Here is a 20850-nt window from a genome sequence, read left to right as displayed (position 1 = left end):
CCAAATTGTCATATCATTCCTCATATGCAAGTTGGAATCGAGTTTGAATCTCTAGAATAGCATGTAATGGACGCTACGACAACTAGTGCGCCTCGTCCCAGTTGTCGGCGGCGCGCGCGTCGACATGCAGCGGCACGGAGAGCGTCACGGCCGGTTCGGCCGCCGTTTCCATCACTTGGCGCACCAGGGCGATGGTGGCGTCCACCTCCGCCTCCGGCACCTCGAAGATCAGCTCGTCATGCACCTGCAGCAGCATGCGGGCTGCGAGCCTGGAGGCCGAAAGCCGGTCGTCCATCCGCACCATCGCCCGGCGCAGGATGTCGGCGGCCGAGCCTTGGATCGGCGCGTTGATCGCCGCGCGCTCGTAGAAGGCGCGCATGTTCGGATTGGAGGTGTTCACCTCCGGATAATGCGCCCGGCGGCCGAAGATCGTCGTGACGTAGCCATTGGCATGAACGAACCTCTTGGTCTCTTCCATGTAGTCGCGAATGCCGGGGAAGCGCTTGAAATAGGTGGAGATATACTCCGCCGCCTCGCCGCGCGGGATGCCGAGCTGGGCGGCGAGGCCGAAGGCCGAGATGCCGTAGATGATGCCGAAATTGATCGCCTTGGCCCGGCGGCGGACCATCGGGTCCATGCCCTCGATCGGCACGCCGAACATTTCCGAGGCGGTCATCGCATGGATGTCCAGCCCGTCGGCGAAGGCCTGCTTGAGTTGGGCGATATCGGCCATATGCGCGAGCACGCGCAACTCGATCTGGCTGTAGTCGGCTGAGACCAGCTTCATGCCCGTGCCGGCGACGAAGGCCTTGCGGATCTTGCGGCCGGACTCGGTCCGCACCGGAATGTTCTGCAGGTTCGGCTCGGACGAGGACAGGCGGCCGGTGGTCGTCGCCGCCAGCGCGTAGGACGTGTGCACGCGCCCGGTCTGCGGATTGACGAAGCCCGGCAGCGCGTCCGTATAGGTGGACTTGAGCTTGGAGAGCTGCCGCCAGTCGACGATGCGCGCGGGCAGTTCGTGCCCTTCCGTGGCAAGGTCCTCCAGCACCGAGGCCGAGGTCGACCAGGCGCCGGTCTTGGTCTTCTTGCCGCCGGGCAGGCCCATCTTGCCGAACAGGATGTCCCCGAGCTGCTTCGGGCTGCCGATGTTGAAACTCTCGCCGGCAAGCTGGCGGATCTCGTCCTCCAGCGCCGCCATGCCTTGCGCGAACTCGCCCGACAGGCGCGACAGCATCTGCCGGTCGATGGAGATGCCGCGCTCTTCCATGCGGGCGAGCACCGGCACCATCGGCCGCTCCAGCCGCTCATAGACGCCGGCCATATGCTCGGCCGCAAGCCGCGGTTTGAGCACCTGCCACAGGCGCAGGGTGACGTCGGCATCCTCCGCCGCATAGGCGGAGGCCTTGTCGAGCGGCACCTTGTCGAAGGTGATCATCGCCTTGCCGGAGCCGGCGACTTCCTTGAACGGGATTGGCGTGTGGCCGAGCCAGCGCTCGGACAGCGCGTCCATGCCGTTGCCGCCCTTGCCGGCATCCAGCGCATAGGACAGCAGCATCGTGTCGTCGAACGGGGCGACCTCGATGCCGTAGCGCTTCAGCACCAGCCAGTCATATTTGAGGTTCTGCGCGATCTTGAGGACGCCGGGGTCCTCCAGCAGCGGCTTGAGCACGGCGAGCGCCTCGCCCAGGGCGATCTGGCCGGGGATCAGGCCGCCGCCGCCGAGCAGGTCGCCCTCGCCGTCGACATGGCCGAGCGGGATGTAGCAGGCCCGCCCCGGCTGCGTCGCCAGCGACACGCCGACGAGATCGGCCTGCATGGCATCGAGCGAGGTCGTCTCCGTATCGACCGCCACATGGCCGCGTTCGCTCGCCTCCGCCACCCAGGCCCTCAGCCGGTCGAGATCCATCACCGTCTCGTAGCCGGACGGGTCGATGGTCTGCGCCAGCGCTTGCGCGGCCGCCGCGTCGGCGACCGCCTGGGGCGTCCACGCCCCGTCCGGTCCGGCGACGGCCGCTGTGACGGCATCGCCGCCCGACCCGCCGCTGGCGGCCTCGGCACTGGTCTCGCCGCCGTCCGGCTGGGCACCGGGGCCGCCCTCCATCATCCGGCCCTTGCCGTCCGGCTCGTGCCAGCCGCGCACGACGAGTCGCGCCGGCTCGACGCCGGCAATGTCGAGGCCGGTGACCTCGGCGACCCGTCGGGTCAGGGTGGTGAACTCCATCGCCTTGAGGAAGGCGATGGCGCGGGTGCCGTCGAGCCCGTTGACGGTGAGCGTTTCCACCGGCTGCTCGACGGGCACGTCGTCCTTCAGCGTCACGAGCTGCTTGGAGATGCGCGCCTGGTCGGCGAAGGCGATGAGGTTCTCGCGGCGCTTGGCCTGCTTGATCGTGTCGGCGCTGGCAAGCAGCGTCTCCAGGTCGCCGAACTCGCTGACCAGCAGCGCCGCCGTCTTCAGGCCGATGCCCGGCACGCCGGGAACATTGTCGACGCTGTCGCCGGCCAGCGCCTGCACCTCGATCACCTTGTCCGGGCCGACGCCGAATTTCTCGAAGACCTCGGCCTCGCCGAAGATCTTGTTCTTCATCGTGTCGATCATGCCGATGCGCGGGCCGATGAGCTGCATCAGGTCCTTGTCGCCGGAGGCGATGGTGACGCGCGCGCCCGCCGCCGCCGCGGCGCGGGCATAGGTGGCGATCAGGTCGTCGGCCTCGAACCCCTCCTGCTCGATGCAATGGACCGAAAAGGCGCGGGTCGCCTCGCGGATCAGCCCGAACTGGGGGATCAGGTCCTCCGGCGGCTCCGGGCGCTGGGCCTTGTAGGCGGGGTAGATCTCGTTGCGGAACGTCTTCGCCGAATGGTCGAAGATCACCGCCATATGGGTCGGCTCGTCGCCTTCCTCCGGTGTCAGCCCTTCCTGCAAGAGCTTCCACAGCATGTTGCAGAAGCCGGACACCGCACCGACCGGCAGGCCGTCGGACTTGCGCGTCAAGGGCGGCAGCGCGTGATAGGCGCGGAAGATGAAGGTGGAGCCGTCGACCAGGATCAGGTGGTCGTCGGCGGTGAGGGCGGAGGCGGCTTCGTTCGACATGGCGCGGATCATGCCCGCGTTGGCGGCGCGAGAAAAGCCTGCTTCTCGCGCCTGCCCCGCTTATTTCACCCCGCGTGTTCCGCCCCGCTCACTCGGCCGCCTGCGCGACCGGCCGGCGCGGCGGGTCGCGCTCCAGCCGTGCCCAGGCCGGACGGTGGAACAGGAACCGGCCATAGCCGGTGCGCTCGATCAGCCACGCCAGCACCAGGGGCGCGACGACGCCGGCGGCGGTGACGATCGCCGACACCGTGCCGACATCCGGGATCAGGCCGGTCTTCAGCAGCACGATCCGGGTCACGGCCATCGGGAAGAAGAAGGCGAGATAGATGACGATCGACTGGCGGCCGCAATGGGCGAACGGCGCAGCGATGCCGGCCTGGGTCAGCAGCGCCGAGGTGACGATCACCGCCAGCGCGCCGGCCGTGCCGAGCGCCAGGCCGACCAGCGGCAGGTCGGCGAGACCGTTGAACACCAGGAGGCCGTTGACGACGCCCCAGGCGATGAGGCCGGCGACGCCGAGGGCCAGATGCTGCCGGGCCCAGTCGGCGAGCGCGAAGGCTCGGGTGGCGAAGATGTAGCCGGCGTAGAAATAGACGTAGCGCGAGCTGAACTCGTCGATCAGCACCGATCCGGTCGAGATCGGGGCGATCTGCAGCACGGCGGCAACGGCGAGCACCGCCTGCCACGGTACGCCGCGGTCGTGCAGAACTTTGGTGATCACGAACATCACCGGCAGCATGTAGATGAACCACAGGGTGCCGAAGGGCTGCACATAGGCGAGAAGATAGTCGCTGACGACGCTGCCCCATCCGGTCTCCGCGGCCATGGACGGCGCCTTGACGGCGAACTGGATCGTCAGCCAGAGCACGTAGAAATAGGCGAAATGCACGACCTTGCGGTCGAGATAGCGGCGCCATGGCCGATCGATGACCAGCGCCAGGAACAGGCCGGAGATCATGAAGAAGTCCGGCATGCGGAACGGCCGGGCGAACTCGACCACCAGTCCGAGCCAGCCCTCGCGGCCGGCGGCATTCTCGACGCCCAGCGTCGAATGCATCATCACCACGAAGATGATGCAAAGCCCCTTGGCCGTATCGACCCAGTCTATGCGTCCCGTGGCGATGCGTCCCGAAGGGCCGGCGATGCCCGTCTCCCGTCCGGTCATGACGTCCTGCTTCCCGGTTGTGTTTGGCGGGGAGTTTGCGCCAGACGGGTGTAGGGGGGGTTAACCCGTTTTCACAATTTGGTGAGGCGGCGGCGCGACGCGACGGTCAGCCGCGCGGTTCCGGACCCTTTCCGTTCCGGCCGTCGCCGATCTGTCCCCGCCATGGGGACGAGCCGTCCGGCCCGCGTCCGCCCTTGCCGTCGCCATCGATATCGGCCCAGTCGTCCCGGTCGAGATCGACGACACCCTCGCCGCGGCGGCGGGCGCCGGCCCGCACCACGGTGACCCGGGCATTGCGCACCATGATCCGGGCGATTGCCGCCCGCAGCGGCGGCACGAACAGCAGCAGGCCGAGCGCGTCGGTGACGAAACCGGGGATCAGCAGCAGCACGCTGGCGACAACGATCAGCGAGCCCTGGAGGATGTCTTCGCCCGGCACCTCGCCGCGCTCCATCTCGGCGCGCACGCGCCGCAGCAGCGACAGGCCCTGCAGCCGCAGCATCAGGCTGCCGGCGACCGCTGTCGCGATGGTCAGAAGCACGGTTGGCACCGCGCCGATTTCCGAACCGACCTCGACGAAGACGAGGATCTCGATCAGCGGCAGGCCGATTACGACAAGAAGGAGGATCAGTCCGATGGGCATGGCGTTGGCGACACGGTCTCGTGATGTGCGATTAGCGGCGATTCCGGCCGGCACAGGTGGCGCCGGGCCGGAATCGTCGCCCCTCAGGTAAGGACCAAGTGACGCAAATGCGAGCTTTATGTGGTTTCGGACCACGAAAACTGCGACGGACACTTGTGTTGAAGGCTGGATGTTGGTTCAAGGGAGCTTACATAAGCTACGATGGGGTCAAAGCTGTGGCCTGCCGCGCGGGGCGTCGGTGACGGTCCGCTGCAGGGCCGCACCCGAACCCGGCAGCGGGCCCGGAAACGAACCCGACTGGCGGAATGCCGTGACGGCGTCTGCGACGCAACCGGCCGGATGTGAAACGGATCATATGTTCAACGACATCACCACTATCATCTTCCTGATCCTGGCGGTCGTGATCTTCTTCAGGCTGCGCAGCGTCCTCGGGCGGCGCACTGGCAACGAGCGCCCGCCCTTCGATCCCTATTCCGCCCCCGAGCGGGACAATGGCGCCGGCGGTCCGGTCCAGGACGACAACGTCATCCCGCTGCCCGGGCAGACCGCGCCGCAGGGCGGGCCGTCGCCGGCTCCCGCCTCGGCGACGCTCGACAAGGTGGCTCCGGAAGGCAGCGCGCTCAACCAGGCGCTCCGGCAGATCCTCTCCGCCGACCGCTCGTTCGAACCCCAGGGCTTCCTGCAGGGCGCCCGCGCGGCCTACGAGATGATTGTCACCGCCTTCGCCAATGGCGACCGCAAGACCTTGAAGAACCTGCTGTCCAGGGATGTTTACGAGGGCTTCGTCGCCGCCATCTCCGACCGGGAATCGCGTGGCGAGACCATCGAGTCCACCTTTGTCGGCATCGACAAGGCCGATATCGTCGAGGCGGCGCTGAAGGGCTCCATCGCCCAGGTCACCGTCAAGTTCCGCTCCGAACTGATCTCCGCCACCCGCGACCGCAACGGCGCCATCGTCGATGGCGACCCGAACGCGGTCAGCGACGTCACCGACATCTGGACCTTCGCCCGCGACACCAATTCGCGCGATCCCAACTGGCGTCTGGTGGCGACCGAATCGGTCGAGTGATGTGCGTGCCGCCGGCCGGATGGCCCTTGCTGCCGGCCTGGCGGCGGCACTGCTTGCCGGTATCGCTGTGGCGGGTCCGGCTCTGGCGCGCGGAAAACCCCTCATGCTGTCTGCGCCCCTGACCTTCGCGGACCTGTCCGGCTGGGCCGGCGACGACCACCGAGCCGCCCTTTCCGCCTTCCTGCGCCATTGCCGCGAGCGGCTGCCGGTCCTGCCGGGCGATCTGGCGCGGCTCTGCGCGCCGGCACGAGCCGCCGCCGAAAGCAACGAGCCGCTGGCCGCCCGCGCCTTCCTGGAGCGCCATTTCGAACCGCGACGGATTGTCGCCGACGGGTTCGTCACCGGCTATTTCGAGCCCGAATATGACGGTGCAAGGCAGCCGGGCGGCGGCTACGATACCCCACTGCTTGCCCGCCCGCCGGAGCTCGTCGCCCTGGCCGGGCGACCCGTGCCGGAGGGCCTGCCGGCCGACGCGCCCTTCGCCTTTGCCGACAGCGCGGGCCGCCTGGTTGCGCCGCCCGACCGGGGTGAGATCATGGACGGGGCGCTGGACGGACGGGGCCTCGAACTCGTCTGGCTCGCCGATCCGGTCGATGCCTTCTATGTCCATGTCCAGGGCTCTGCCCGCATCCGCCTGCGCGAGGGCGGCAGCCTGCGCGTCGGCTATGCCGGCAAGACCGGCCACCCCTACAGCGCCATCGGCCGGGTGATGATCGAGCGCGGCCTTGCCGAGCCCGGTACCGTCACCATGCAGGTGCTGCGCAAGTGGCTGGCGGAAAACCCAGCCGAGATCGACGCCGTCCTGCGCCGCAACCGCTCCTATATCTTCTTCCGCGAGGTGAGCGAGGCGGCGGAGCACGAGGGGCCGGTGGGGGCGGCCGGGCTGCCGCTGCTGCCCGGGCGCAGCCTCGCCGTCGATGCGGCGCATCACGCCTATGGGGCGCTCGTCTTCGTTTCCGCCGATCTTCCCTCGGGCCCGAATGGCGCGCAGGAGCAGTTTCGCCGCCTGATGATCGCCGAGGACACCGGTTCGGCCATCATCGGCCCGGCACGCGGCGACATCTTCTTCGGCTCGGGCGAGGCGGCCGGCGAGCGGGCCGGGCGCATCCAGCACCGGGCGGACATGGTGCTGCTGGTGCCGCGCGGACGCGAGGGCGCGCCGTGAGCCGCCGCCGGGGCCGCCAGCCCTCGCCCGAGGAACGCCGCCTGTGGGAGCAGGTGACGGCGGATGTCGATCCGCTGGCGCCGCGCGGCCGCGCAAGGGCAGAGGCGCGACAAGCGGAAGCCGAGGAGGCACCCGCCCCCGTGCCGGCGGCCGCCTTGCCGGCGAAGCCTGCGGCGACGGGCGCCTCTGCGCTGCGTCCGCCCGCTCCGCCGGCGCCGCCACCCCTGTCGCCGCTCGAGCCGCGCCAGCGGCGCCGGATCGTCCGCGGCAGCCGCGCCATCGACATGCGCATCGACCTGCATGGCCTGACCCAGGCGGAGGCGCATGTGCGCCTGCGCGGGTTTCTCGCCCATGCCCAGGCGAGCGGGGCCGGCCTCGTGCTGGTGATCACCGGCAAGGGCGCCCCCGGCGGCAGCCCGATCGCGGGAGAGCGCGGCATCCTGCGCCGCGTCGTGCCGCAATGGCTGGCCTTTCCCGAGTTTCGTCCGCTGGTGGTCGGGTTCGAGGAGGCGCATGCCGCCCATGGCGGCGGCGGCGCGCTCTATGTCAGGATCCGCAAGGGCGGAGAGCGGAGGGGACGATGACGCCGTTCGGTGCGAAGCTGCGGGAGTTGCGCAAGAAACGCGGCATCACCCTGTCCGACATGGCGGCGGCGCTGGGCGTGTCGGCGGCCTATCTTTCGGCGCTGGAGCATGGCAGGCGCGGCCGCCCGACCTGGTACATGGTGCAGCGGATCATCGCCTTCTTCAACGTGATCTGGGACGAGGCCGAGGAGTTGCAGCGGCTCGCCGAGATCTCCGATCCGAAGGTCTCGATCGACACGGCCGGCCTGCAGCCGGAGGCGACCGAGCTCGCCAACCTGCTGGCGGCGAAGATTTCCGGCCTGTCGCGCGACAGTCTTGCCCATCTGCTGCATCAAGTGCGGGTGGCGGCGGCGCGGGACAGGATCTAGTTGCCCGAATCTGAAGGTCGTCAAACGACCTCCGGTTCTTTTCCGGCGCCCCTTGAGCGGGGCGGGCGGCGGGCGTAGGGTCCGCAGTCGCCGCCGGCAGGGCCGCGCGGGCCTCTCGCCCCAAGCCATGCGGCGACGAGAACGACTGCGCCGCAAGAAGGACCGCGCTGCAAGTGACGATGCCGAAGACCTCCGCCCGCGCCGCCGACCCCTTTGCCGGGCTGATCGACGCCGATGACCTGCGCCACCGGCTGACGGCGCTGACTGCCGCGAAAGACGGGGACGGGTCCGACCTTGCCGTTCGCGGGCAGGTCCTCGCCGAACTGAAGGCGGCGATGCGCGACGCGCGCGTCCGGGTCGAGGAACTGCTCTTCGCCGATGGCGGCGGCACGCTCTGCGCCAAGCGGCTCAGCCATGTGCAGGACGAGATCCTGCGGGTGATCTTCGATTTCGCCATCCATCACGTCTACCGGGTCAAGAACCCTTCCGCGGCCGAACGCATGTCGATCGTCGCCGTCGGCGGCTACGGCCGCGGCACCCTGGCGCCGGGCTCGGATGTCGACCTGCTGTTCCTGCTGCCCTACAAGCAGACGCCCTGGGGCGAGCAGATCGTCGAATACATCCTCTACATGCTGTGGGATCTCGGCCTGAAAGTGGGCCACGCGACCCGCAACATCGACGAGTGCCTCCGCCTTGCCCGCACCGACATGACGATCCGCACGGCGCTGCTGGAGGCACGCCATGTCTGGGGCGAGGAGCCGCTCACCGACGAACTGATCGCCCGTTTCGACAAGAGCGTGGTCGCCGGCACCGGCCCGGAATTCATCGCCGCCAAGCTTGCCGAGCGCGATGCCCGCCACACCCGCCAGGGCACCTCGCGCTACCTGGTCGAGCCCAACGTCAAGGAAGGCAAGGGCGGTCTGCGCGACCTCAACACCCTGTTCTGGATCTCCAAATACTTCTACCGCGTGCGCTCCGGATCGGGCCTCGTCAAGGCCGGGGTCTTCACTCGCTCCGACTTCCAGCGCTTCAAGAAGGGCGAGGATTTCCTCTGGGCGGTGCGCTGCCACCTGCATTTTCTCACCGGCCGGGCCGAGGAGCGCCTGTCCTTCGACGTCCAGCGCGAGATCGCCGTGCGGCTCGGCTATACCCAGCATCCGGGCATGAAGGACGTCGAGCGCTTCATGAAGCACTATTTCCTGGTGGCCAAGGATGTCGGCGACCTGACCCGGATCTTCTGCGCCGCGCTGGAGGAGCAGCATGCCAAGGCGCCGCAGCCGCTGTCGAAGCTGATCGACCGTATCGCCGCCCGCGCCCGCCGCCGCCAGGTCCAGACCGGCTCGCCCGACTTCGTGATCGACAAGGGGCGGCTCAACGCCGTTGCCGACGATGTGTTCGAGAAGGATCCGGTCAACCTGATCCGTCTCTTCGCGATCGCCGACCGGCACGCGGTGATGCTGCATCCCGAGATGCTGAAGCTGGTTCGCCGGTCGCTGAAACTGATCACCAGCCAGGTGCGCGAGGATCCGGAAGCCAACCGGCTGTTCCTGCAGGTGCTGACCTCGCGCAACGATCCCGAGACCGTGCTGCGCAAGATGAACGAGACCGGCGTGCTCGGCCGCTTCGTGCCCGATTTCGGCAAGGTCGTGGCGATGATGCAGTTCTCCATGTACCACCACTATACGGTCGACGAGCACCTGATCCGTTCGATCGGCGTGCTGGGCGAGATCGAGCGCGGCGAGGCGGGCGAGGACCATCCGCTCTCCACCGACCTGATCAAGACGATCCAGAACCGCAAGGTCCTCTTCGTCGCCATGTTCCTGCACGACATCGCCAAGGGCCGGCCGGAGGACCATTCCATCGCCGGCGCCCGCATCGCCCGCCGCCTGTGTCCGCGTCTCGGCCTGACCCCCTCGGAGACGGAGACCGTCGCCTGGCTGGTCGAGCATCACCTCGACATGAGCACCATCGCCCAGTCCCGCGATCTCGCCGACCGCAAGACGATCGAGGATTTCGCCCGCGAGGTGCAGAGCCTCGAGCGGCTGAAGCTGCTGCTGATCCTGACCGTCGCCGACATCCGCGCCGTCGGCCCGAATGTCTTCAACGGCTGGAAGGGCCAGCTCCTGCGCACGCTCTATTACGAGTGCGAGCCGGTGCTGACCGGCGGCCACAGCCTGTTGCCGCATGGCATGCGGGTCGAGGCGGCGAAGCGCGAGCTCGCGGCAACGCTCGCCTCCTGGGACGAGGAGGAACTGGCCGCCTATCTGGAGCGTCACTATCCTGCCTACTGGCTGCGCGTGCCGCTGGAGCGCAAGATCACCGATGCGCAGATGATCCGCGCCGCCGACCGCGCCGGCACCGGCTTTTCCTCGCGGGTCGTCACCCATGCCTTCGAGGAGGTCACCGAGATCACCGTGCTGGCGGCCGACCATCCGCGGCTGCTGTCGACCATCGCCGGTGCCTGTTTCGTCGCCGGCGCCAATATCGTCGACGCGCAGATCGACACGACGACGGACGGGTTCGCCCTCGACACGATCTACATTTCCCGCGAGCTGCCCGGCGACGACGACGAGATCCGCCGCGGCGAGCGCGTCTGCCGGCTGATCGAGAAGGCGCTGCGCGGCGAGGAGCGTCTGCCCGACAGCGTCGCCCGCAAGGCGGCGTCCCGCTCGCGGATGAAGGCGTTCCGCGTCGAGACCGAGGTTCTGGTCAACAATTCCTGGTCGAACCGCTACACGGTGCTGGAGATTTCCGGCCTCGACCGGCCCGGTCTGCTCTACGATCTGACGCGGGCGATCTCCGGCCTCAATCTCAACATCAATTCCGCTCATATCGCCACGTTCGGCGAGCGGGCGGTCGACGTCTTCTATGTCACCGATCTGACCGGACAGAAGATCGGCAATATCGGCCGGCAGGAGGCGATCCGCGAGCGTCTGCGCGAGGCGGTCGAGGGGGAGGCGACCGAGGAGCCGCCGGCCCGCCGTCGCCCGCGCCGCGCGGGCACCGCCTGATCGCCCTGCCCGGCCGTGGTGTCCAGAACCGTGCTACCTGACCTGTGCCGTCCGATGCGCCTTCCCGTCACTCCTGAACGGACCTTCCGCCCATGGCTGGCTCGATGAGTCTCCTGCGAAACTTCGTCACCGTCGGCGGCGCCACCATGGCGAGCCGCATCCTCGGCTTCGTCCGCGACGTGATGATCGCCGCCTTTGCCGGCGCCGGGCCGGTGGCCGACGCCTTTTTCGTCGCCTTCCGCCTGCCCAACCTGTTCCGCCGCCTGTTCGCGGAAGGCGCGTTCAATTCCGCTTTCGTGCCGCTGTTCGCCCGGGCGCTGGAAGAACAGGGGGACGCGGGCGCGCGCCGCTTCGCCGGTGAGATCATCGCCGCCCTGCTGTGGACGCTGCTGGCGCTGACCGCCGTTGCCCTTCTTGCCATGCAGGGGCTGGTCTTCCTGCTTGCCCCCGGCTTTACCGAGGATCCGGGGAAGTTCGAGCTGGCGGTGCTGCTGTCGCGCATCACCTTTCCCTACCTGTTGTGCATGTCGCTGGTCGCCTGCCTGTCGGGCATCCTCAACACCTATCGCCGCTTCGCCGCCGCCGCCTTCGCGCCGGTGATCCTCAACCTGGTGATGATCGCCGTGCTCACCGGCATCTGGTATGCGGGGCTCGAGCCGGGCACGATGCTCGGGGTGGTGCTCGCCAGCGGTGTTGCGGTCGCCGGTTTCGCGCAACTGGCGCTGCTTGTCGGCGCCGTGCGCCACATGGGTTTTTCGGTGCCCATCCTACGGCCGCGTCTGACCGCCGGCGTTCGCCGTCTCTGCCGGCTCGGCGTGCCGGGGGTGCTGGCCGGCGGCATCACCCAGATCAACATCGTCGTCGGCACGGTGATTGCGTCCACCCAGGCTGGCGCGGTCTCCTATCTCTATTATGCCGATAGGATCTACCAATTGCCGCTCGGTGTCGTCGGCATCGCCATCGGCGTGGTGCTGCTGCCCGACCTGTCGCGCTCGCTGCGTGCCGGCGACAACGGTCAGGCCAACGGCACGCTCAACCGGGCGATGGAATTCGCCCTCGCCCTGACCCTGCCGGCAACCATTGCGCTGATCGCGGTGCCCGAGCCCATCGTCTCGGTGCTCTATCAGCGCGGCGAGTTCGGGGCCGAGGCAGCCAGCGCCACCACCGCCGCGCTGATCGCCTTTGCGTTCGGCCTGCCGGCCTTCGTGCTCAACAAGGTGTTCTCGCCCGGCTTCTTCGCCCGCGAGGACACCGTGACGCCGATGTGGTTCGCCGGCATCGGCATGGCGGTGAACGTGATCGGCGCGCTGGCGCTCGCTCCGTTCCTCGGCCATGTCGGCATTGCGCTCGCCACCTCGCTCGCCGGCTGGGTCAATGCCGGACTGCTGGGCGCGGCGCTGTGGCGGCGGGGACATTTCCGCGTCGATCGCAGCGCCCGCCGCCGCCTGCCGCTGCTGGCCCTGGCGAGCCTGGCCATGGGCGGCGGCCTGCTGCTCGGCGACTGGCTGCTGGCGCCGTTGATCGGCGCGCCCTCGGTGCTGGTGCGTTTCGCCGCGCTGGGCCTCCTGGTGGCGGCTGGCATGGTGTTGTTCGCGGTGTTCGTGCAACTCACCGGCGCGGTCGATCTCAAGGGTTACCTCGCGCGCGCCCGCGCCGCTCGCGCCCGCCGCCGTGCCGCCCCGCCCCCCGCGCCGGACGATCCGCTCGGATAGGCTGTGAGGGTCTTGGCCGAACACGCGGCGCAGGTGGTCGGGTTGCCGTCGCCGCGTGCTTTGTCGGCTTAATTTTTGACCAGACGATCAAACTTTGTCCATCCGTTCAAAAAACAGCCGCGAACAGCCGCTGCCTCCATTGTGAGCGTGCCTGGAATGTGGTCCAATTTCGCTCGCCGGGCGAGGGGCCGCAGCAGGGCTTCCGCAGGGTGATGAAACGGGCGCGCCCTCGTGCAAACCGCGGCGGGGTGCAGAAGTCTGCGAGGGGGAGTCAGATGGCAATCAACGATCATTTCGCCTGGACGCGTCGGGCCGTCCTGGGGCTTGCCGCATCGTTTGCGGTCATGGCAGGCGGCCTGCCGGCGCTGGCCAAGGACAAGCCGCTGAAAGTGGCGGCGATCTATACCGTGCCGGTCGAGCAGCAGTGGGTCGGGCGTATCCACCAGGCGCTGCAGGCGGCGCAGGCGCGCGGCGACGTGACCTACACCTATTCCGAGAACGTCGCCAACACCGACTATGAGCGCGTCATGCGCGAATATGCCGAAGGCGGCATGGACCTGATCGTCGGCGAGGCCTTCGCCGTGGAGCGGGCGGCGCGCAGCGTGGCGGCGGAATATCCCGACACCGCCTTTCTGATGGGCTCGTCCTTCGGTCCGGCGCAGCCGAATTTCGCGGTCTTCGACAACTGGATCCACGAGCCGAGCTACCTGACCGGGATGATCGCCGGCAAGGCGACCAAGTCCAACGTCATCGGCATGGTCGGCGGCTACGCCATCCCCGAGGTCAACCGGTTGATGAACGCCTTCATGGAGGGCGCTCTGTCGGTCAACCCGGATGTCAAGTTCCTGGTGACCTTCATCAATTCCTGGTACGATCCGCCCAAGGCCAAGGAGTCGGCCTTTGCGATGATCGACAAGGGCGCCGACATTCTCTACGCTGAGCGCTTCGGCGTGTCGGATGCCGCCAAGGAGAAGGGCATCCTCGCCATCGGCAATGTCATCGACACCGCCGGCGACTATCCCGGCACCATTCTCGCCAGCGCCCTGTGGCATATGGAGCCGACCATCGACCGGGTGATCGAGGCGGTCGCCTCCGACAGCTTCGAGCCTTCGGACTACGGCCAGTATTCCTTCATGTCCTATGGCGGCGGCAGCTTCGTCGTCGACGAGAGCCTTGCCGATGCGGAGGTGGTGAAGGCCGCCCGCGAGACCGAGGCGGACATTCTCGGCGGCCTGTTCCGCGTCAACGTCAACGACGCCGAGCCCAAGTCGACCATGTGATCGCCTGATCGCGGCCCACCCCGGTCTCAGACAGAGACCGGGGGCGGGCTCGCCGTGCTTCCCTTTTGCCCCGGAGTGGAGATGAGCGAGCCGCTGCCCGGCCGGCCGCACGAGCGCAAGATCGTGCTGTCGCTCGCCGGCATCACCAAGCGCTTCGGCGCGATGACCGCCAACGAGGCGGTCGATCTCGACCTGCACGCGGGCGAGATCGTCGCCCTGCTCGGCGAGAACGGCGCCGGCAAGACCACGCTCATGAACATCCTGTTCGGCCACTATGTCGCCGATGAGGGCGAAGTGCGCATCGTCGGTCCTGACGGCGAACTCGTGCCGCTCGAGCCCGGCTCGCCCCATGCGTCGCTCAATGCCGGCATCGGCATGGTGCATCAGCATTTCGCCCTGGTCGAGAACCTCACCGCCTTCGAGAACATCGTGCTGGGCACAAGGCCGCTGCTGGCCCCCTCCACCTCCTCCCGCGCCGACCGGCAGCGGCTGGAGGCTTTGATGCGCGACAGCGGGCTGACCGTCGATCTCGACCTGCGCGTCTCGCGCCTGTCGGTCGGCGAACAGCAGCGGGTGGAAATCCTCAAGGCGCTCTATCGCGATGCGCGCGTCCTTGTGCTGGACGAGCCGACCGCCGTGCTGACGCCGCAGGAGTCCGAAGGGCTGTTCGCCACCTTGCGCCAGCTCGCGGACAGCGGCCTTGCCATCGTCTTCATCTCGCACAAGCTGGCCGAGGTGCTCAGCGCCTCCGACCGTGTAGCGGTGCTGCGCATGGGCCGCAAGGTCGCCGACCTGCCGACCGCCGAGTGCGACCGCCAGAAGCTCGCCGAACTGATGGTCGGCCATTCGCTGTCCCAGAGCCGGCGCGAGCCGCGCGCCCCCGGCGAGGTGCTGCTGGCGCTTGAGGGCGTCTCCGCCGGCAGCGGCCGCGAGGCGGTCAGGGACCTTTCGCTGGCCCTGCGCTCGGGCGAGATCCTCGGCATTGCCGGGGTTTCCGGCAACGGTCAGGCGATGTTCGCCCGCCTCGTCTCCGGTCTGGAGCGCGCCACGTCGGGCCGCATCCTGCTCGCAGGACGCGATGTCACGGCGCAGGATGCCCGGGCGATGATCGCCGCCGGCCTTGCCCGGATCCCGGAGGATCGCCACCGCGACGGCATCGTCGGGGCGATGAGCGTTGCCGAGAACCTGGTGATCGAGGAAATCCGCTCCGCCCGCTACCAGCGCCTCGGTTTCCTCGATTTCGGGGCGATCGCGGCGCGCGCCCGTGAGGCGATCGCCGCCCATGACATCCGCTGCCGGGGCGGCTCCGCGATCTCGCGGCTGCTGTCGGGCGGCAACATCCAGAAGATCGTGCTGGCGCGCACGCTCGACGCCGAGCCGGCGGTGGTGCTTGCCGCGCAGCCCTCGCGCGGGCTCGACATCGGCGCCACCGGCGAGGTGCATCGCCGCCTGCTCGCCGCGCGGGCACGCGGGGCCGGCGTCATCCTGATTTCCGAGGATCTCGACGAGCTCTTCGCCTTGTCGGATCGCATCGCGGTGATCCATCGCGGCCACCTCACCCCGGCGCGCGATGCCGGCGAGCTCGACCGCGCCACTGTCGGCCTGATGATGGCCGGCCACGCGGAGGAGGCCGCATGATCCGCTTCGAGCCGCGCGAGACCGTCTCGCCTCTCCTGCGCACCGGCGTTCCGGTCGCCGCCGCGCTGGCCGCCCTGGCGCTCGCCGCCCTGCCGATCATGGCGGCGGGTGCGCCGGTGCTGCAGGCCTATGTGCTGATGGCGAGGGGCGCCTTCGGTTCGTTCTTCGCTGTCTCCGAACTGCTGTCGCGGGCGACCCCGCTGATCCTCACCGGCCTTGCCGCCGCCCTCGCTTTTCGGGCGCGGCTGTGGAATATCGGCGGCGAGGGCCAGCTCTATGCCGGCGCGCTTGCCGCCGTTGCCATTGGGTCCGGGGCGATCTCCGCCCCGCCGGCGGTGATGATCCCGCTGGTGCTGCTCGCCGGCGCGCTGGCGGGGGCGATGATGATGCTGGTGCCGGCGCTGTTGAAGCTGCGGCTCGGCGCCGACGAGGTGGTCACCACCCTGCTGCTCAACTTCGTCGTGGTGCTCTTCGTGCAGATGATGCTGGAAGGGCCGATGAAGGACCCGATGGGCATGGGCTGGCCGCAATCCGAGCCGATGGCGGATGCGGCGACGCTGCCAAAGCTGTTCGACCGCATGCGTGTCCATGCCGGGCTGATCGTCGCGCTCATCGCCGCGCTGCTCGCCCATATCCTGCTGGCGCGCACGGTCTGGGGCTTCGAAATCCGCGCCGTCGGCGAGAACCAGGACGCGGCCCGCCATGCCGGCATCCCGGTGACCGCGACCTTCGTTCGCGTCGCATTGTTCAGCGGCGCGCTGGCGGGGCTCGCCGGCGTCGGCGAGGTGGCCGGCCTCAAAGGCTATCTCACCGCCGACCTGTCGCCCGGTTTCGGCTATGCCGGCATCGTCGTCGCCATGCTGGCCGGCCTGTCGCCGCTCGGCGTCGTGGTCGCGGCCCTGTTCATCGCCGGCGTCTTCGTCGGTGCCGACAGCATGAGCCGGGCCATCGGCGTTTCCAACTATCTGGCCGACCTCGTCGTCGCCACCTCGCTGATCGCCGTCCTCGTCTCCGGCCTCTTCGTGCGCTTCCGCATACGGCTGATCGGACCGGGGCGCAGGGCATCCGCCGGCAAGGACACCGGGGCATGATGGAAATCCTCGACATCCTCGTCTCGCCGAATTTCTGGGCGGCGGCGCTGCGGATCGCCACGCCGCTGATCTTCGGCGTGCTCGGCGCGCTGCTGTGCGAGCGTGCCGGCGTCCTCAACCTCGGCATCGAAGGCATCTTCACTGCCGGCGCCATGGCCGGCTGGATGGCCGCATGGCTTGGCGCCGGCCTGTGGGGCGGCGTGCTGGTCGCGGCGCTCGCCGGGGCCACCTTCGGCCTGCTGCATGCGGTGCTGACCGTGCCGCTGGGCCTCTCCCAGCACGTCTCGGGCATCGGCGTGACGTTGTTCGCCACCAGCCTCAGCTATTACGCCTATCGCACGGCCCTGCCGGACGTCACCTCGCCGCCGCGCATCACCGCCTTCCAGCCGCTTGATATCCCGGTTCTGTCCGACCTGCCCTTCCTCGGCACCGTGCTGTTCCAGCAGACGGCACTGACCATGCTGGCGCTGGCGATGGTGGTGGTGGTCGGCTTCGTGCTCTACCGCACGCCGCTCGGGCTGGCGATCCGCGCCGTCGGCGACAATCCGGCGGCGGTCGAGGCGCAGGGCCTGTCGGTCATGGCGCTGCGCATGGGCACGGTCGTTGCCGGCTCCGCGCTGATGGCGCTGGGCGGCGCCTTCCTGACCATGTCCGCCTTCGACGCCTTCTTCTTCGGCATGGTCAACGGCCGCGGCTGGATCTGCATCGCGCTCACCGTCTTCGCCTCCTGGCGTCCCGGCAAGGCGCTGATCGGTGCGCTGCTGTTCGGCGCCTTCGACGCCTTCCAGGTGCGGCTGCAGACCGAGGTCGGCGCCTTTGTGCCCGGCCAAGTGTTCCTGATGCTGCCCTATCTGCTGTCGATCCTGGCGCTGGTCATGGTCGCCCGCAAGGCGGACTATCCGCGCGCGATGCTGAAGCCCTATTTCAAGGGCCAGCGATAGGCGAAAAGTCAGTCGCCGCGCATGAGTGCGGCGATTTCCGCCAGCATCTCGTCGGTCATCGCCGCCGCCGGTGCGGCCACCGACGAGGGATCTGCCAGCGCTCGCGAGTCGAGCGGCGCGTCGGTCAGCCGCGACAGCGCCTCGGCCAGCGTGCCGCCCTCAGTGCGCACCAGACCCGCGGCCGTCTTCACCAGATCTTGCGCAGCAGTGCGGCCGACATGCGGCAACAGGGCGAAGGAAAAGCGCTCGGCGAGCGACAGCCCGCCGCCGCCGGTGGCGGTTGCCGCCATCCTTGTCGCATCGGCCTCCATGCCGGGGGCAAGCGCCTGCGCATGGCGCAGCGCCGCGCCGGTCGCCAGCATCAGTTGCGGCAGCACCAGCCATTCGCCCATCCAGGCGGCGCCGTCCCGCTCCTCGCGGTGCAGGGCATCGGCGGACAGCGCCGCCGACTGCGCGGCGGCAAAACGGGCGAGTGCCACCAGCGCCTCGGCCCGCACCGGGTTCTGCTTCTGCGGCATGGTCGAGGAGCCGCCCGCCTCGGCAAGCCGGATCTCGCCGACTTCCGAACGGGCGAGCAGGATCACGTCCTCGCCGATCTTGCCGAGCGCCAGCGCGATCTCGCTTGCCTCGCGGGCGATCCGGCGCAGCGGTTCCCGGTTGGTCATCCAGGGGAGCGATGGCGCAAGGCCAAGTTCCGTGGCGAGGGCGCCGGTCAGTTCCGCCGCGCGCCCCGACACATTCATCGCGGCAAGATCGCCGGAGGCACCGCCAAGTTGCACCACCAGCGCCTCGCGGCGCAACCGGGCAAGGCGGTGTCTTGCGCGGGCGAGCGGCAGGGTCCAGGTCGCGACGCGCAGGCCGAAGCTGATCGGCGTTGCGATCTGGCCGCGCGTGCGGCCGGCCATCGGCGTTGCCCGGTGCCGGGCGGCGAGCGCGGAAAGCTGCACCACGATGTCCACTAGCCGCGCCTCGAACAGCGCCAGCGTGCGAGCGAGGCGCAGCATCAGAGCGGTGTCGACGATGTCCTGCGAGGTGGCGCCGAAATGCAGGTAGTCGGCTGCCGGCCGCGACAGCTTCTGCCGCAGTGCCGCTACCAGCGCGGGGACGGGGACGCCGGCCGCGGCCGTTCCGGCGGTAAGCTCCGCAGGCGTCGGCGCGATACCGGAAAGCTCCCGGTCGAGGACCGCCGCGGCACCCGCCGGGATCAGCCCGCCGGCGCCCTGCAGCCGGGCAAGCGCCCGCTCCACCTCCACCATCGCGGCGATCTCCGCCTCGGCGGAGAACAGGACCGCCGTCTCGTTGTCGCCGAACAGGCCGGCATGAAGCGGCGAAACGAGAGGGATGTCGGCCATGGCCTCTACCTTTTGGAGGGATCCGCGACGTTCAGATGTCGAAGAACACCGTCTCGTTCTTGCCCTGCAGGCGGATGTCGAAACGGTAGAGCGGCACCCCGTTCTCGGTCTGCCCCGCTTCCGTTGCGACCAGCGTCGCCACCGCCTCCGGCTCGAGCCGGCGCATGTCCGGGTCCTTCGCCAGCGCCTCGCGATCTTCCGGGAAATACATGCGCGTGTGAAGGTGGATGTTGATGCCGCGGGCGAAGATCAGCACCGCCACATGCGGGGCATGGCCTGCCGCGTGCGGGCCTGGCCGCACGGTCTGGAAGCGGAAGGTGCCGGTGTCGAAATCGGCGGTCGCGCGGGCGAAGAGGCCGTATTCGCCGACCCGGCCCATGCCGTCCGCCTGCCAGATCTCCAGCATCGCGTCGCGCACCGGCGCGCCGGCGCCGTCGATCACACGGCCCTCGATGACGATCACCTCGCCGGTGTTGCTCTCGATCACCGGACCCGGCTGGTTCGGCAGCGCCGGCCGGCCGATCGTCTGCGGCGCGGTGCCGATATGGACGTAAGGTCCCGCGGTCTGGGAGGGGGTTTCCTTCAGCCGGTCGTTCATCACAGGCCCTCCGTCCGGTTCTCGAAATGGGTCTGCCGCCGGCCGCGCAGCACGATGTCGAACCGGTAGGCGAGGCAGTCGAACGGCTCCTGGTTGCGCATGTCGAGCCGCGCCACCAGCCGGTCGATCACGGTCTTGTCGGGGATCGTGTTGACGATCGGGCAGAGCGGGATCAACGGGTCGCCTTCGAAATAGAGCTGGGTGATCAGCCGCTGGGCGAAGGCCTCGCCGAAGACCGACAGGTGGATATGCGCCGGCCGCCAGTCGGAGCCGTTGTTCGGCCAGGGATAGGGGCCCGGTTTGATCGTGCGGAACAGGTAGCGCCCGTCCGCATCGCTGACGCAGCGCCCGCAGCCGGTGAAGTTCGGGTCCAGCGGGGCGAGATAACCGTCGCGCACATGGGCGTAGCGGCCGGCGGCATTGGCCTGCCAGACCTCGATCAGCGCGTTCGGCACCGGCCGGGCGTTCTCGTCGAGCACCCGTCCGAAGACGTAGATGCGCTCGCCGAGCGCATCGCCCGTGGTTGCCGCATTGCGGATCAGGTCGTGATCGAGCGGCCCGAGCGGGGTGTGGCCGAGCGCCGGCCCGCTCTGCTCCAGGGCGGTCTGCTCCAGCGCATGCAGCGGCCGGACCGGCGCGCGCAGCACGGTGCTCTTGTAGCCGGGCGACAGCGGCAGCGGCTGCTGCGTGCGGTCGCGCCGGTAGAAGGCGGTTGTCGTCACGTCTTGTCTCCTCCCGATCCGCTGCGGGTCTCCTCCATCTCCACGAAGGCGGCGCGGGCGATGCGGATCGCCCGGTTGGCGGCCGGCACACCGGCATAGATCGCCACATGCAGCAGGGCCTCGCAGACATCCTCGCGGCTGGCGCCGGTGCGCGCCGTGGCGCGGCAATGCATCGCCAGTTCCTCGTCATGGCCGAGCGCGGCGAGCAGGGCGATGGTGATCATCGACCGCTCCCGCCGGCTGATCGTGTCGCGCGCCCAGACCCCGCCCCAGGCACCTCGGGTGATCAGGTCCTGGAACGGGCCGTCGAAGTCGTCGCGCGCCGCCTCGGCACGCGCCACATGCGCCTCGCCCAAGACGGCCTTGCGGGTCGCCATGCCCGCCTCGAAGGGGTCCTGCCCGTTCATCCTGCCACACTCCCCG

The 20850-nt window shown here is 69.0% G+C and carries 17 protein-coding genes; 10 read left to right on the top strand and 7 right to left on the bottom strand.

What is annotated here, in order from left to right; translation table 11 throughout:
* Nucleotides 1-82 precede the first annotated feature (82 nt).
* The 3 genes from polA to TSB10GB4_RS11865 form a co-directional block, all read right to left on the bottom strand.
* Nucleotides 83-3100: a DNA polymerase I gene (gene polA / locus TSB10GB4_RS11875; RefSeq protein ID WP_186395926.1), complete on the bottom strand. Its 3018-nt coding sequence runs from the start codon at nt 3098-3100 to the stop codon at nt 83-85.
* Between the two features lie 76 nt (nt 3101-3176).
* Nucleotides 3177-4253, bottom strand: a complete 1077-nt coding sequence (locus TSB10GB4_RS11870) for an acyltransferase family protein (protein ID WP_186395925.1) — start codon at nt 4251-4253, stop codon at nt 3177-3179.
* Between the two features lie 106 nt (nt 4254-4359).
* Nucleotides 4360-4896, bottom strand: coding sequence for an FxsA family protein (locus tag TSB10GB4_RS11865; RefSeq protein ID WP_186395924.1), 537 nt, complete (start codon nt 4894-4896; stop codon nt 4360-4362).
* A 355-nt stretch (nt 4897-5251) separates the two neighbouring features.
* Here TSB10GB4_RS11865 and TSB10GB4_RS11860 point away from each other — a divergent pair, with 355 nt between their 5' ends.
* The 10 genes from TSB10GB4_RS11860 to TSB10GB4_RS11815 all read left to right on the top strand — a co-directional run bounded on the left by TSB10GB4_RS11860 (nt 5252) and on the right by TSB10GB4_RS11815 (nt 17755).
* Complete coding sequence (locus TSB10GB4_RS11860; protein ID WP_186387829.1) at nt 5252-5965, top strand: Tim44/TimA family putative adaptor protein; 714 nt, start codon at nt 5252-5254, stop codon at nt 5963-5965.
* A 103-nt stretch (nt 5966-6068) separates the two neighbouring features.
* Nucleotides 6069-7130, top strand: a complete 1062-nt coding sequence (locus TSB10GB4_RS11855; RefSeq protein WP_186395923.1) for a murein transglycosylase A — start codon at nt 6069-6071, stop codon at nt 7128-7130.
* Nucleotides 7127-7714 (top strand): Smr/MutS family protein, encoded by a 588-nt coding sequence (locus TSB10GB4_RS11850; protein ID WP_186387831.1) that lies wholly within the window; start codon nt 7127-7129, stop codon nt 7712-7714. The genes TSB10GB4_RS11855 and TSB10GB4_RS11850 overlap by 4 nt, the downstream gene beginning before the upstream one ends.
* Nucleotides 7711-8082: a helix-turn-helix domain-containing protein gene (locus tag TSB10GB4_RS11845; RefSeq protein ID WP_186387832.1), complete on the top strand. Its 372-nt coding sequence runs from the start codon at nt 7711-7713 to the stop codon at nt 8080-8082. Before TSB10GB4_RS11850 ends, TSB10GB4_RS11845 begins: the two co-directional genes overlap by 4 nt.
* A 179-nt stretch (nt 8083-8261) precedes the next feature.
* Entirely contained in the window at nt 8262-11093 is a 2832-nt protein-coding gene (locus TSB10GB4_RS11840; RefSeq protein ID WP_186395922.1) for a [protein-PII] uridylyltransferase, read from the top strand.
* Between the two features lie 104 nt (nt 11094-11197).
* Nucleotides 11198-12805, top strand: coding sequence for a murein biosynthesis integral membrane protein MurJ (gene murJ, locus TSB10GB4_RS11835; protein WP_186395921.1), 1608 nt, complete (start codon nt 11198-11200; stop codon nt 12803-12805).
* Between the two features lie 275 nt (nt 12806-13080).
* Nucleotides 13081-14085 (top strand): BMP family protein, encoded by a 1005-nt coding sequence (locus TSB10GB4_RS11830; RefSeq protein ID WP_186395920.1) that lies wholly within the window; start codon nt 13081-13083, stop codon nt 14083-14085.
* Nucleotides 14086-14166: 81 nt separating this feature from the next.
* On the top strand, nt 14167-15723 hold the full coding sequence (locus tag TSB10GB4_RS11825; protein WP_186395919.1) for an ABC transporter ATP-binding protein: 1557 nt from the start codon (nt 14167-14169) through the stop codon (nt 15721-15723).
* Nucleotides 15720-16814 (top strand): ABC transporter permease, encoded by a 1095-nt coding sequence (locus tag TSB10GB4_RS11820; protein ID WP_186395918.1) that lies wholly within the window; start codon nt 15720-15722, stop codon nt 16812-16814. Before TSB10GB4_RS11825 ends, TSB10GB4_RS11820 begins: the two co-directional genes overlap by 4 nt.
* On the top strand, nt 16811-17755 hold the full coding sequence (locus TSB10GB4_RS11815) for an ABC transporter permease (RefSeq protein WP_208984717.1): 945 nt from the start codon (nt 16811-16813) through the stop codon (nt 17753-17755). Before TSB10GB4_RS11820 ends, TSB10GB4_RS11815 begins: the two co-directional genes overlap by 4 nt.
* 8 nt (nt 17756-17763) lie before the next feature.
* Here the strand turns inward: TSB10GB4_RS11815 and TSB10GB4_RS11810 are convergent, their stop codons facing one another.
* The 4 genes from TSB10GB4_RS11810 to pcaC are packed head-to-tail and all read right to left on the bottom strand — an operon-like array spanning nt 17764 to nt 20834.
* The gene (locus TSB10GB4_RS11810; RefSeq protein WP_186395917.1) at nt 17764-19107 is read right to left on the bottom strand and encodes a lyase family protein; all 1344 of its coding nucleotides are present in this window, start codon (nt 19105-19107) and stop codon (nt 17764-17766) included.
* Between the two features lie 31 nt (nt 19108-19138).
* Entirely contained in the window at nt 19139-19705 is a 567-nt protein-coding gene (gene pcaG / locus TSB10GB4_RS11805) for a protocatechuate 3,4-dioxygenase subunit alpha (protein ID WP_186395916.1), read from the bottom strand.
* Nucleotides 19705-20427 (bottom strand): protocatechuate 3,4-dioxygenase subunit beta, encoded by a 723-nt coding sequence (gene pcaH / locus TSB10GB4_RS11800; protein ID WP_186395915.1) that lies wholly within the window; start codon nt 20425-20427, stop codon nt 19705-19707. The genes pcaG and pcaH overlap by 1 nt, the downstream gene beginning before the upstream one ends.
* The gene (gene pcaC / locus TSB10GB4_RS11795) at nt 20424-20834 is read right to left on the bottom strand and encodes a 4-carboxymuconolactone decarboxylase (RefSeq protein ID WP_186395914.1); all 411 of its coding nucleotides are present in this window, start codon (nt 20832-20834) and stop codon (nt 20424-20426) included. Before pcaC ends, pcaH begins: the two co-directional genes overlap by 4 nt.
* Nucleotides 20835-20850: the final 16 nt, after the last annotated feature.

This window comes from Stappia sp. TSB10GB4 (assembly GCF_900185745.1).
GTDB lineage: Bacteria > Pseudomonadota > Alphaproteobacteria > Rhizobiales > Stappiaceae > Stappia.
This window is presented reverse-complemented; position numbering and strand designations above follow the sequence as displayed.

Coding starts and splice junctions, on each gene's coding strand:
- TSB10GB4_RS11860 (WP_186387829.1), top strand. CDS start 5,252: ATGTTCAACGACATCACCACTATCATCTTCCTGATCCTGGCGGTCGTG.
- pcaG (WP_186395916.1), bottom strand. CDS start 19,705: ATGAACGACCGGCTGAAGGAAACCCCCTCCCAGACCGCGGGACCTTAC.
- TSB10GB4_RS11840 (WP_186395922.1), top strand. CDS start 8,262: ATGCCGAAGACCTCCGCCCGCGCCGCCGACCCCTTTGCCGGGCTGATC.
- TSB10GB4_RS11865 (WP_186395924.1), bottom strand. CDS start 4,896: ATGCCCATCGGACTGATCCTCCTTCTTGTCGTAATCGGCCTGCCGCTG.
- TSB10GB4_RS11845 (WP_186387832.1), top strand. CDS start 7,711: ATGACGCCGTTCGGTGCGAAGCTGCGGGAGTTGCGCAAGAAACGCGGC.
- TSB10GB4_RS11820 (WP_186395918.1), top strand. CDS start 15,720: ATGATCCGCTTCGAGCCGCGCGAGACCGTCTCGCCTCTCCTGCGCACC.
- pcaC (WP_186395914.1), bottom strand. CDS start 20,834: ATGAACGGGCAGGACCCCTTCGAGGCGGGCATGGCGACCCGCAAGGCC.
- TSB10GB4_RS11830 (WP_186395920.1), top strand. CDS start 13,081: ATGGCAATCAACGATCATTTCGCCTGGACGCGTCGGGCCGTCCTGGGG.
- TSB10GB4_RS11870 (WP_186395925.1), bottom strand. CDS start 4,253: ATGACCGGACGGGAGACGGGCATCGCCGGCCCTTCGGGACGCATCGCC.
- TSB10GB4_RS11825 (WP_186395919.1), top strand. CDS start 14,167: ATGAGCGAGCCGCTGCCCGGCCGGCCGCACGAGCGCAAGATCGTGCTG.
- TSB10GB4_RS11815 (WP_208984717.1), top strand. CDS start 16,811: ATGATGGAAATCCTCGACATCCTCGTCTCGCCGAATTTCTGGGCGGCG.
- TSB10GB4_RS11810 (WP_186395917.1), bottom strand. CDS start 19,107: ATGGCCGACATCCCTCTCGTTTCGCCGCTTCATGCCGGCCTGTTCGGC.
- TSB10GB4_RS11855 (WP_186395923.1), top strand. CDS start 6,069: ATGCTGTCTGCGCCCCTGACCTTCGCGGACCTGTCCGGCTGGGCCGGC.
- murJ (WP_186395921.1), top strand. CDS start 11,198: ATGAGTCTCCTGCGAAACTTCGTCACCGTCGGCGGCGCCACCATGGCG.
- polA (WP_186395926.1), bottom strand. CDS start 3,100: ATGATCCGCGCCATGTCGAACGAAGCCGCCTCCGCCCTCACCGCCGAC.